Source organism: Alphaproteobacteria bacterium (genome assembly GCA_030680745.1).
Classification (GTDB): Bacteria; Pseudomonadota; Alphaproteobacteria; order JAUXUR01; family JAUXUR01; genus JAUXUR01.
The window spans coordinates 1-12,585 of the sequence record JAUXUR010000005.1; the positions used below are offsets into that span (position 1 = coordinate 1).

General features: G+C 36.4%; 8 protein-coding genes. 7 read left to right on the forward strand and 1 reads right to left on the reverse strand.

Annotation, left to right across the window (positions count from 1 at the left end; all coding sequences use genetic code 11):
- Window positions 1-756 precede the first annotated feature (756 nt).
- The 6 genes from alaS to pnp all read left to right on the forward strand — a co-directional run bounded on the left by alaS (window position 757) and on the right by pnp (window position 9,245).
- Window positions 757-3,414, forward strand: coding sequence for an alanine--tRNA ligase (alaS, locus tag Q8L85_00315; protein ID MDP1723131.1), 2,658 nt, complete (start codon window positions 757-759; stop codon window positions 3,412-3,414).
- Between the two features lie 28 nt (window positions 3,415-3,442).
- Window positions 3,443-4,045, forward strand: coding sequence for a DJ-1/PfpI family protein (locus tag Q8L85_00320; GenBank protein ID MDP1723132.1), 603 nt, complete (start codon window positions 3,443-3,445; stop codon window positions 4,043-4,045).
- Between the two features lie 321 nt (window positions 4,046-4,366).
- Window positions 4,367-5,338, forward strand: a complete 972-nt coding sequence (locus Q8L85_00325) for a hypothetical protein (GenBank protein ID MDP1723133.1) — start codon at window positions 4,367-4,369, stop codon at window positions 5,336-5,338.
- 534 nt (window positions 5,339-5,872) lie between these two features.
- Window positions 5,873-6,760, forward strand: a complete 888-nt coding sequence (gene truB / locus Q8L85_00330; protein ID MDP1723134.1) for a tRNA pseudouridine(55) synthase TruB — start codon at window positions 5,873-5,875, stop codon at window positions 6,758-6,760.
- A 13-nt stretch (window positions 6,761-6,773) separates the two neighbouring features.
- The gene (rpsO, locus tag Q8L85_00335; GenBank protein MDP1723135.1) at window positions 6,774-7,043 is read left to right on the forward strand and encodes a 30S ribosomal protein S15; all 270 of its coding nucleotides are present in this window, start codon (window positions 6,774-6,776) and stop codon (window positions 7,041-7,043) included.
- A gap of 84 nt (window positions 7,044-7,127) precedes the next feature.
- Window positions 7,128-9,245: a polyribonucleotide nucleotidyltransferase gene (pnp, locus tag Q8L85_00340; protein ID MDP1723136.1), complete on the forward strand. Its 2,118-nt coding sequence runs from the start codon at window positions 7,128-7,130 to the stop codon at window positions 9,243-9,245.
- 180 nt (window positions 9,246-9,425) lie between these two features.
- Here the strand turns inward: pnp and Q8L85_00345 are convergent, their stop codons facing one another.
- Window positions 9,426-11,084 (reverse strand): hypothetical protein, encoded by a 1,659-nt coding sequence (locus Q8L85_00345; protein MDP1723137.1) that lies wholly within the window; start codon window positions 11,082-11,084, stop codon window positions 9,426-9,428.
- A 308-nt stretch (window positions 11,085-11,392) separates the two neighbouring features.
- Between Q8L85_00345 and Q8L85_00350 the strand changes: the two genes are divergently transcribed.
- A complete protein-coding gene (locus Q8L85_00350; protein MDP1723138.1) occupies window positions 11,393-12,451 on the forward strand; it encodes a hypothetical protein in 1,059 nt (352 codons plus the stop codon).
- Window positions 12,452-12,585: the final 134 nt, after the last annotated feature.

The window sequence follows — 12,585 nt, forward strand, 5'->3', positions numbered from 1 at the left end:
GAGCAACACCATCATGCCATAATCTAAGCATTGCCAAACAAATAATAATCTCTTTTTTTTGTAAAATACCCCTCACCCGCTCCTTTTGGTCGCGACCTCTCCCACAAGGGGAGAGGTGAAAAAAACACTTCTTTTGGAGAGCTTTTGGTAAAAAATTGTTTTCACTTCTTAGAAATAAGTTGCGGAGTGTAAGAACGGGATACTTAAAAATGGGTTTAATTTCATTTTTTGTTCCGTAGATTGGAAGAGACTACACTTTGCTTCTTATCCCTTACTTTTAACCAAAAGCGAAAACACTATAAAACTTTGGTTTAGTCTCTATAATATTAGGGTCGTTTGTTATTAAAGACACGTTGTGTCCTTTGTACTAAATCTCTTATCACTTGTCTTTAGCCATGCGTTTTGAAAAAAGTTTGATATGGATCTTAATTTATTTTGGTGTTTTGGGTTTAGCATTAGCTTGTTTAATTTGGGTGGACATCATATATTCTAAAAAGTTAAGTGTGCTTTTATAGGCTTGCAAGAAACAATATTATGTTGTTTTTTGGATTGGGATGGTATACCCAAATAATCTGAAACGACCGTTTTTAGTCTATGATTTTTGGCCGCTTTTTGAACCAAAAATTTCTAAGGTAAAACAATTACCTGTTGTAATTTTTGATATCAAAAATCACCTCAAATCTCAGACTCAAAAATCGGCATTTCCAAATCATTTGTGTATAGCTAAATAATTTTGAAAATTAGAAGGTTTGGATTATGTCAACATCAAATGAAATTCGGTCATTATTTTTAGATTATTTTAAAAAAAACGATCATGAGATCGTTGCGTCCAGTGGACTCGTGCCGCGGAATGATCCAAGTTTGCTTTTTGCGAATTCTGGCATGGTTCAATTTAAAAATTATTTTACAGGCACTGAAAAACCACCTTATGCACGCGCCTCAACCGCTCAAAAATGTGTTCGCGCAGGTGGTAAACATAATGATCTAGAACGTGTTGGTTATACGGCGCGTCATCATACTTTTTTTGAGATGTTGGGTAATTTTTCCTTTGGTGATTATTTTAAAGAAGAAGCAATTCATCATGCATGGAATGTTATTACTAAAGAATACGGTTTGGCTAAAGATCGTCTTTTGGTGACTGTTTATGCAGAAGATGATGAAGCTTTTGGTTTATGGCAAAAAATTGCCGGCCTTAAAGAAGACCGCATCATTCGTATCGCAACATCTGATAATTTTTGGTCCATGGGTGACACAGGGCCTTGTGGTCCTTGTTCTGAAATTTTCTATGATCATGGCGATCATATTCCTGGTGGTCCTCCAGGTTCACCTGATGAAGATGGTGATCGTTTTATCGAAATCTGGAATCTTGTTTTTATGCAATTTGAACAATTACCAGGCGGCGCGCGTATCCCATTGCCAAAACCTTCCATTGATACAGGTATGGGCTTGGAACGTATTACAGCTGTTATGCAACATGTTCATAATAATTATGAAATCGATACGTTTAAAACAATTATTGAAGCCTCAGTTGAAAAGTCAAAGGCAAAAGCTGAAGGCGATAAGATTTTCTCACATCGTGTGATTGCAGATCATTTACGTTCTTCATGCTTTTTAATGGCTGATGGTGTGTTGCCATCTAATGAAGGCCGTGGTTATGTCTTGCGCCGTATCATGCGTCGTGCGATGCGTCATGCGCATATTTTAGGATGCAAAGATCCTTTATTGTACCAATTAGTACCAACGCTCGTTGATCTTATGGGTGTTGCTTATCCAGAATTGAGACATACAGAGGCATTATTATCGGAAACATTACGTCTTGAAGAAGAGCGCTTTAAACAAACGCTTGATCGTGGATTAAAATTGCTTTCCGATGAAGTTGAAAAATTGGATAAGACGCAAGATTTTCCAGGGGATGTTGCTTTTAAATTATATGACACTTTTGGTTTTCCACTGGATTTAACGCAAGATATTTTAAAGCAGCAAAACCGCATTGTGGATCAATCGGCTTTTGATACGGCGATGGCTCGTCAAAAAGCAGAGGCACGTGCTGCGTGGTCTGGGTCAGGGGAAGCACAAACCGAAAAAATTTGGTTTGAATTACGCGAAAATTTAGGTGCAACTGAATTTTTAGGGTATCAGACGGAATCTGCTGAAGGTAAAATTGTAGCGCTTTTACAAGATGATAAAGTTGTTTCAACACTTCAAGAAGGTCAAAAAGGTAAGATTATCACCAATCAAACACCTTTTTATGGTGAATCGGGTGGACAAATAGGTGATATCGGTCTGATAAAACTTGATTCTGCAATATTCGTTGTTGAAAATACGCAAAAAAAAGCACGCGATCTTGTTGTGCATGAAGGCTATGTTCAACAAGGACAATTTAAAAATGATGATGTCGTTCATATGCTTGTTGATAATAGTGCGAGATCGTCAACACGCGCCAATCATTCAGCAACACATTTGTTACATGAAGCGTTGCGTAACGTTTTAGGGAATCATGTATCTCAAAAAGGATCCCTTGTAGGTCCTGACAAATTACGTTTTGATTTTAGCCATCAAAAACCTATATCACCACAAGAAATTCTTAAAATCGAAGATATAGTGAATGCGCGCATTGCCTTAAATGCAGAAGTTATTACACATCTTTTAACGCCCGAACAAGCAATTAAAAAAGGAGCACTCGCTTTGTTTGGCGAGAAATATGGTGATGAAGTGCGCGTTGTTGCCATGGGTGGACCAAACGCAAATGATATGCATAAAGATTTTTCACTGGAGCTTTGTGGCGGAACGCATGTCACAAGAACAGGTGATATTGGTTTGTTCAAAATTGTTTCAGAATCGGCGGTTGCTGCTGGCATTAGACGTATTGAAGCAATCACTGGGCAGGGGCTGTTATCTTATTTACGTGAACAAGATGATGTGATTACAAGTTTAGCCGATATGTTAAAAGCAACACCAAAAAACATGGTCGAACGTGTTCAAAAACTTCAAGATGATCGTAAAAGATTAGAGCGCGAACTTGTTGTAGCGCGTCAAGCATCCTTGATGGGAAATACATCACAGAGTAATGAAAATAGAAAAATTGGCAATATTTCTTATGTGGGTCAAATTTTAACGAATGTGCCTGCTAAAGATTTAAAACCAATGGTTGATCAATTTAAACAAAAATTAGGCTCTGGCTTTATTGTTTTAGCGAGTATTCAAGATGGTCAAGCTTCCATTGTCGTGGGCGTTACTAAGGATTTGTGTGATAGGTTCAATGCCGTTGATTATGTTAAAATAGCCGCCGAAATATTAGGTGGTACGGGTGGTGGTGGCCGTCCTGACATGGCGCAAGCTGGTGGCCCAAATGGTGACAAAGCTGATTTAGCTTTAAAAACCATTGAGGAAAAATTGAAATCTGTTGCGGGTTAAGTTGATGCTTAGGCTCATGGAGTAATGATTGAAGATATCTATATTAACTTTTGAAGGTTTCAACGAGATTGATTGTCTTTTGGCTTTTCGCATTCTTAAGTGGTTGCGTAAGGATGATTGGGATATTAAGGTTTGTTGTCCTAGTCTTGAGGTTACATCAATGGGTGGTTTAACCATACGAGCACAAGAGATGCTTGAAGAAGTTAATAAGGCAGATGCTGTGATTGTAGGTAGTGGCCTTATGACCAGAGATATCATCAATGATGAATCTATTATGAGTCGTATTAACCTCAACCCCAGTCACCAAATAATTGGAGCCCAGTGTTCTGGTACGCTTATGCTCGCTAAGCTTGGAATCTTAGATGAAGTTCCTGCTTGCACTGATTCAGTTACAAAACCTTGGGTGCAAGAAGCGGGTATTAAGGTTCTTAATCAACCGTTTTTCGCTAAAGGTAATGTTGCTACTGCTGGTGGGTGTTTGGCTTCTTCGTATCTTACGGCCTGGATTATTACCAAACTATCTGACTTAGATACTGCAACGAAAGCGCTTCATTACTTCGCACCTGTAGGTGAAAAGGATGAGTTTGTGGAGAGAGCTGTAAAAAATATCTCTCCTTATTTGCTGTATTAAATCAAAAAAAATTATTTCGTGCAAAATCTTGAACCTTATAAGGTTATTTTCAAATTGTGCCAGATAAAATACACAAGTAATACGAACGAAGCAATTCATTAAGTTTACAGAACAAAAAAAATATTATTAATGCAAAATCTACCAACATGCCAGTTGTTTTCATGAGGCTTGAAAGCCTTAAGGGCTCGAATGCGGATCCAGGGTCCAGATAATACTGATGATCTTAGATCATCACATTTTCTAATTGTAAAAAATTAATGATTTTTTAATTAAAATTTTTTATAATAAAAGAATAGGAAAAATAAAAACGAGGTGATTATAATGAAAAAATATCATTTTATTTATATTGTTTTTGCTGCATTCATTTATTTGAATGCAGAAGGACAGAATCTATCAATAGCTATAGAACAACACAAAAATTATTATCCAGAAGATAATTGTACATATATTACTGTAGAAGACTTAGCTTCTGCTGCAAGAGTGGACGATCATTTCTGTATTGCAGTAACAAGTTCCAATGTGATTAGAACAGAACATTTTCTAAAAAATCATCCTAATACAATCCTACTTCTGGATGTAGCAAAGGAAGATGACGCGAACGATAGTGACGGTCTTAATATGGGATGGATAACTGTCCCACCCTCTGCCAGAAATCTGATAATTTTCAATACCAGCGCAGACATTGAAATCATCCATCATGGAATCCCTAACAATAGAAGAAATCTTACGAAAATTCATTTTCACATGCCTGCTCTTAAGAAAATCTTAAGTGAAGCATTTACGAATCAAGTACTGTTTATGGAATCCCAGTTTGATCTTAAAGAATTTTTAATCAACGCACCAGAACTCACTGAAATTGGCAGCATGTTTCTGCTAAAATGTGAAGAATTAAAAGATTTTTTTATAAATGCCCCAAAACTTAAAAAGATTGGAGATCTTGCGCTTGCCGTTACACCCATTGAACACTTCCAGATTGACGCTCCAAGTCTCGAAGAAATTGGTTGGAAATTTTTATACAACCACAACTCTAAACTCAAAACATTTGCAATGAATGCGCCCCAATTAAAAAAAATTGGTGATCACTTTTTGGGCACTTTAAGCCGCCAAGAAATATTCTATTTCTCTGGAGAACTGAACTATCCTCTTTCGTATATTCGCTTACAAACATACAACCCAGTCCTTAAAGAAAGCTTTATAAACACTTTTAGAAGACTTGAAAAACACGATCTCGTTAGGCAATTTGAAAGAAACTACAATCCCGGTGTTTTGAATTTTGTAGCAATGGCTCCTTAACCTCAATTTTAAGATTAGAATAAAATACAAACACGGGCAATTCGTCATGGAGAGCACATTTATGGGCATGACCATCCCGTTGAAAATCAATATAGGCTGGATGGCCACACCTACTCCGGGGGTTCTCCATGACGCATTTCCTTGATTTACCTTCAATTCTAATCCCGAGTTGAGGTTGTCTACAGATTAGCCACAAAGGTAAAGGTAATCTCTTTTACTTGAAAAATCTCTATTCTTAAAAAAACTTAAAACAATTTCATGAGGTGTCCCTGATGAATACCTTGACTTTTGTGCTTAATCACCCTATTTAACGCAAAGAAACATAGACACAACTATCCAAGAGGGTGTACGAATTTTAAACATCTCACTTCCTACTTCCCGCGACTTGATCGTGGAATCCATAAAACTTGTTGAAAAGTAACGATATATATTGCATTTTACTTTTTTAGCATGGACCCCGTGGGCCTTGGCGCAGGGCGTAGCAGGGAGGCTGAGAGTTACACCTATTTTTTTACCCTTTAACATACAGATCAAATGAAAAATCTTAAACATGGCTGGTTTGTTTTAAACAAGCCCCAACATATGACCTCCATGAAAGCGTTAAGCATTTTAAAACGTGCGATTGGTATTAAAAAAGCGGGACATGCGGGCACGTTAGATCCTTTAGCTTATGGTGTGCTTCCTATTGCTTTTGGTGAAGCCACAAAACTTATTCCTTATGCTCAAGATGCACATAAAAAATACAGGTTTATTGTTGCTTGGGGTGAAGAAAGAACGACTGACGATTTAGAAGGCGAAATTGTTGCAACGTCGACTATTCGTCCTGAACGTCAAGAAATTGAAGCTATTTTACCTCAATTTTTAGGCAAGATTATGCAAAAGCCGCCGGCCTTTTCTGCCATTAAAATTGATGGCGAACGCGCTTATGATTTAGCGCGTAAAGGCCATGATATTGCTGATAAAATCAAAGCAAAAGAGATAGAAGTTTTTGCACTTGATATTGTAGATCATCAACCCAATCAAACAACTTTTATAGCGGACGTTTCTAAAGGCAGCTATGTGCGCAGCTTTGCCCATGACATGGGACGATTACTTGGATGTTATGGGCATGTAGTCGATTTAGAGCGCCTTCAGGTGGGTTGTTTTGATTTAAAGCTAGCAGTAATGCTCGATTCTGTGTATAGTTCAACAAGTGAGTATTTACACTCACAAATCCTGCCTCTTGAGACCGTGCTAGACGACATCTTGGCACTGGCCATTAGCGGGCAAGATGCTGCAAAATTTTGCCATGGGCAAAGTCTAAACCTTCCGAATTATTCAGATACTGAAATCGTTATGGTGAAGACAGAAAATACCCTGCTTGGTCTTGCGTGCATTTTAGAGGGGACATTGATCCCCAAACGTATATTTAACTTAAACTAAAAGGAGTTTAACGATGTCGATTACAGCTATACGCAAACAAGAACTGATTAAAGAATATGCAACTGTTGAAGGCGATACAGGTTCACCTGAAGTCCAGGTTGCGATTATTACAGAGCGTATCCGTAATTTAACAGATCATATGGGCACACATAAAAAAGATTTACACTCAAGACGTGGTCTTTTGATGCTTGTAGGTAAACGTCGCCGTTTATTAGATTATGTCACGGGCAAAGATCGTAAACGTTACGAAACACTCATTAAGCGTTTAGGCATTAGACGCTAATTATAAAAAAATCAAGACGATGCAAGGGCAACTTGGGACAAAAGGTTTCAAGTTGTCTTTTGTGTATAAATTAAGGAATAAAGAATGTTTAATGTTTTTAAAAAAGAATTAATGTGGGGAGGCCGTAGCCTTACGCTTGAAACAGGCAAAATGGCACGTCAAGCCCATGGTTCAGTATTAGTTACTTATGGCGAAACAATTGTTTTATGTACAGTTGTTGCTGAAAAAGAAGCAAAGCCAGATATCGATTTTTTCCCGCTTACGATTAATTATCAAGAAAAAATGTTTGCAGCAGGGAGAATTCCTGGTGGATTTTTCAGACGTGAAGGAAAACCTTCTGAGCGCGAAACACTTATCTGTCGCTTAATTGACAGACCAATTCGTCCTCTTTTCCCATCCAATTATAAAAATGAAACGCAAGTTGTTTGTACTGTTTTAAGTTATGATGGCGAAAACGAGCCAGATATCGTTGCCCTTATTGGTGCATCTGCCGCACTCACAATTTCAGGTCTTCCTTTCTTAGGACCTCTTGCTGCTGCAAAAATTGCGTATAAAGACGGTGCATTCATCCTCAATCCAACGCACAAGCAACTTGCTGACACAGATTTAGAACTTATTGTTGCAGGAACATCTGAAGGCGTTTTAATGGTTGAATCAGAAGCCAATGAGCTTTCTGAAGACATTATGCTAAAAGCAGTTATGTTTGGATTTAATGCATTTCAACCAGTCATTGATGCAATCATTCAAATGGCAGAAACTTGTGCTAAAGATCCATGGGATTTGCCTGCAGAACCTGATTATATGGAAAAACTTAAAGCACGCGTTAAAGAATTGTGTGAACCAACTTTACGTGAAGTTTATGTTGAAACCAAAAAACAAATCCGTGTTACACGCTTAAAAACATTGAAAAGCGAAGTTGCTAAGATTCTTGTGGAAGAAGAAGGCTATAATTCCACAAAAGTTTCAAGCGAAATCAAAAAATTAGAACAAGACATAGTGCGTTCACGCGTTCTTGATGGCAAGCGTATTGATGGTCGTGAAACCAACCAAGTACGTCAAATTCTTGCTGAAGTTGATGTATTGCCACGCGCGCATGGTTCATCTTTATTCACACGCGGTGAAACACAGGTTCTTTCTGTTTTAACGCTTGGTACGGCGCAAGATGAACAAATTATGGACGCTTTAGAAGGCGAATATAAAGAAAACTTCATGCTTCATTACAATTTTCCACCTTATTCCGTCGGTGAAGTTGGTCGTATGAGTGGTCCTGGTCGTCGTGAAATTGGTCATGGAAAGCTCGCTTGGCGCGCTTTACACCCAATGTTACCAACGAAAGAAGCATTCCCTTATACATTACGTATTGTATCTGAAGTGACTGAATCCAATGGTTCATCATCAATGGCAACTGTTTGTTCCGCGTCTCTTGCGATGATGACAGCAGGCGTGCCACTTCGTCGTCCTGTCGCTGGTATTGCGATGGGTCTTATCAAAGAAGCTGACCGTTTCATGGTTATCTCTGACATTTTAGGCGATGAAGATAGCTTAGGTGATATGGATTTCAAAGTTGCGGGATCTGAGCGCGGTATTACTGCCCTTCAAATGGATATCAAGATTACTTCTATTACTGAAGAAATCATGAAGATCGCTTTATCGCAAGCGCAAGAAGGTCGTATGCATATTTTGTCAAAAATGGCAGAAGCACTTGAAACACCACGTGTTCATTTGAATCAAAATGCACCCAAAATTACAACGATGCGCATCCCTAAAGATAAGATTCGTGAAGTGATTGGGTCTGGTGGTTCTGTCATTCGTGATATTATCGAAAAAACAGGCGCCAAAATTGACATCGACGATAATGGAACTGTGCGTATTGCTGCCGTCACGGCACGTTCTGCAGATGCTGCGATTGAACGTATTAAAAGCATTGCGACAGATCCAGAAGTTGGTGAAGTTTATAAAGGTGTTATCGCGAAAGTTGCTGAATTTGGCGTGATGATTACTTTCTTAGGCGGCAGAACGGGTCTTGTTCACGTGAGTGAATTAACGCAAGAAAGTAGACGCGGTCAATTAGAAGATACATACAAGATTGGTGCTGAAGTCACCGTTCGTGTGGTTGGATTTGATCGTGGTCGTATTCGTTTAAGCATGAAAGGCTTTGAAGGCGCGTCAGAAATGGTTGCAGATCAAGCTGCTGGTGGTTGATTTTACTACCTAAGACTAAAACGAAAAAGGGGAGCATTTATGTTCCCCTTTTTTAGATCATAATTGTGCATCTATTAGACTTCTTTCGAAACGCGCTAATGTGAGGCGAGTGATAGAAGATTCAGCATGGGTTCCCTCGTGTATTCTTCATACATTCGGGATAAATACCTGAAATTTTGCTTATTTTAAATAATCACGCGCCCCTTTTAATTTGCCACGTCCACAATGATTTTCAGCTAAAAAGCGACATTCATATTCATCAAGAGGCAAAAAGCCAAAAGGGTTAAATGCATCTTTTTTGTCGCCTATATACGCCATATTATCAGTAAAGTGCGTGTAAAAATTATATTCTGCCCAATAAGGATTAATTTCTTTATAAAATAAATTAAACATATGGAGCGGATCATATGATATTTGATCTTTCTGAGCCAAAACTTCTTCATAAACTTCAACAATTTTTGTTAATGTGCTCATTAACTTTTCTGCATCTGCCTCTTGATCCTTAAAATCATTTGGCTTGAATTTTCGCGGTGGTTGTGCCCAATAATCAAGAAAATAAGATTCAATTTCATTGCGTTCTACTAAACTTATTTCTGTCATTAAACTGGATTCAGGTTCTTTTAAGGACGCAATTTCGTAATCAATGGCATATATAATTCCTTCAAGATAATCTTTAATAGGTGCTAAATAACTTTCTTTTTCTTTGGCTATTAATACTGACGGGGTTTCAGCCACAAGATTGAAGTGTGATGTCATTTTTCTAAGTTTTTCGCTAGGCATGGTTGAAACATTAAAAGATAATCGTTTTTTGAGTGAAGGTAATGTTTCTTTCTTTTTTTCTTTTAAGCGTTCTTCAATAAGAGATTTGCAATATGTTAGAAATTGTTTTATATAAAAATTTTTAGAAGCGACTTCGCCATAAATATGCATGTAAGGATATTTATCCATAACCGATTCGAATGGCTTAAATATTAGTTCTTTGATTGTTTTTAAAAATAATGGACGATTAGGTATTTCATCGTTTATTGCATCTTCACTAAAACGTTTTAAAAATTCAGATTCAAGTTCAAAACGCGCTTCATTTTTCAATTCTTCAGCAATGAGTAATGATTTCATAAATTGCACAAAAGCAAGATTTGGCTGAATAACGCTTTCAGTGTCGCTATAAATTTGTGCATAATCTTGATAATAAGATGGCATCGTTTTCTGAGTTTGTTGCGCAAATTCATAAGCTTTTCCATATCCAATGAACACACGCTGTTGTAAAACTTTTAGAGCATCAACATAAGTTTCTAACCTGGGGTCAGCTAAAGCTAACATAAGACGATTGTTAATAAGCTGTGTTAGCAAAAAAATATCCTCTGCTAAAACATCGGCATCTAAATGTTCTCGGGTAATATGATCTTCAATGGTAAGCATCCCAGAGTGCGCACGCACAAGTTTAGGCATAACTTTTGAATGTTGTGACTCTTCCAAAGAACCGACTTCAGGCTTTGTGATATTTGAAAGCGATGGATTTGATTGTGAAAACTCTAGATTATTTACATATTTTAAATGAACGGAGCCTCTTCTTCCTTTTTGTTCTAATTTTTGATTAGAACGCAATGATGGCGCGGAAGAAGATTGACTTATCCATGACGCATCAATTTTTGTACTTGAGTGTCTATTTGGTCTTAATGGTTCAGAAATTTTAGGGGAGGGTGATCCGGCAACTTCTACAGATTCAGTCAATAATTTGACATCATCTTCTGTATCTCCTTCAGAATTATCTTCGGTCATGCCAAAACATGGTGTGTTCAGAATAATAGCGCAGATAAAATAAAAAGCCTTGTTTTTCATTTATATTCCAATAGTTAGAGGTTTTGTTTATAGTATATTAATTATATTATATTTTTTTACTTACATTTTGTTAGCAAAAATTAAGTTAAAATGCAAGCATTATGCTTCATCCTAACAAATCCCATTTTAGTAAAAATTTTTCATTAAAAAAAGTATTAAAATTTACCTAATTTCTATATAACTGAAGTGATGATTGTATGATCTTAGTAAAGACAAATAGTAAAAAAATAATTATTGACTCAAATTAAAAAAAGTGTTAGCTAAAACAGGAAAAGTGTTTATTTTGCAACAATGATCAGGATTATATTATGAAAAGATTACTATTTGTTTTTACTTCCATTTTCTTTATATCCCATTCATCCTTTGCAAATGTACCGCTTGAAGAATGCTTTGATCTTTATCATAATACAAAAGAAGAATATAAAGATATTTCACCTGCTTGGGCTGAAATTATGCTTCAATCGGGACATCTAAAAGGTATTCGTTTTTTTGGCGATTTTGGGTCCATTGAACATCCCGAATTCAAACCCCATCCTGCTTTTAATATAGAGGCCGACACCTTAAAGCTTAATGCACCCCAAGATGCAATTTCAGCACTTTTAGAATATCTTTTTCCATCCCCTAACGGGCAAGTTTTAGCTATTAATCAACGTCAAAATGATCCACTTGGGCAATTAAGCAAGAAACACAATTTACCTTTAGTGAATAATCTTGTTAAAGCTATTTATTACTACAAAACAAATCCAGATATTTTAAAACAGATGCTCATTGATGAATTAACATTTGTGCATCAAGAAGAAATAAAAAAATCAATTCGTGAGGAAACAAACAAGGAACTGAAAAAGTACATTAAAGAAAATCGTGGTCCAAAGAGTGCAAAAAAAGTTTATGATGCAATGAGCGATCAAGAAAAAGAAAAAATTGCTGAAGAAAATCGTAGATATAAAACGCAGCTTGATAATGAAGAAAAAAACCTTAAAGAAAAAATAACAAAAAAATATTCATTTATAATAGATGAAAAATTAGAACAAGACATTAAACAAAAAAATAAACAAATTATATTAAAAGATCTCATTGCGATTTTTATTAAAAAAACAAGAAGTAGCAATGACAAAACAAAAAAAACGCAAAAAATATTTGATCCTATTCGTGATCAATTTGTAGATGTTCTTTTTAAGGCTGTTAACTTTGAAGATGAATTAGTATGCCAGCAAAAATATCCTCCTCATTTAGTTATTAATTCATTGATTGGATTTGCTCTTATTTCAGCAGATAAAATTGAAGAAATTTATGACACTTTTAAATGGATGTTTATAGATCAACCTGAAACACGCATTTTTTCAAAAGATGATTATGAAAGACCATAGTACACGACACTTTTTTAATTTGATCTAAGGTATTGATTTTTTATAAGAAAACATAGTACAGACAAGATACAAAAAAAGGAGCTGTACAATGATAAAAATGAATACCTTAGATCAAGCAATAAATAATCACTTCG

Excerpts from the sequence above, each read along its gene's own strand:
- Q8L85_00350 (MDP1723138.1), top strand. The coding sequence starts at position 11,393 with ATGAAAAGATTACTATTTGTTTTTACTTCCATTTTCTTTATATCCCAT.
- pnp (MDP1723136.1), top strand. The coding sequence starts at position 7,128 with ATGTTTAATGTTTTTAAAAAAGAATTAATGTGGGGAGGCCGTAGCCTT.
- alaS (MDP1723131.1), top strand. The coding sequence starts at position 757 with ATGTCAACATCAAATGAAATTCGGTCATTATTTTTAGATTATTTTAAA.
- truB (MDP1723134.1), top strand. The coding sequence starts at position 5,873 with ATGAAAAATCTTAAACATGGCTGGTTTGTTTTAAACAAGCCCCAACAT.
- Q8L85_00345 (MDP1723137.1), bottom strand. The coding sequence starts at position 11,084 with ATGAAAAACAAGGCTTTTTATTTTATCTGCGCTATTATTCTGAACACA.
- rpsO (MDP1723135.1), top strand. The coding sequence starts at position 6,774 with ATGTCGATTACAGCTATACGCAAACAAGAACTGATTAAAGAATATGCA.
- Q8L85_00325 (MDP1723133.1), top strand. The coding sequence starts at position 4,367 with ATGAAAAAATATCATTTTATTTATATTGTTTTTGCTGCATTCATTTAT.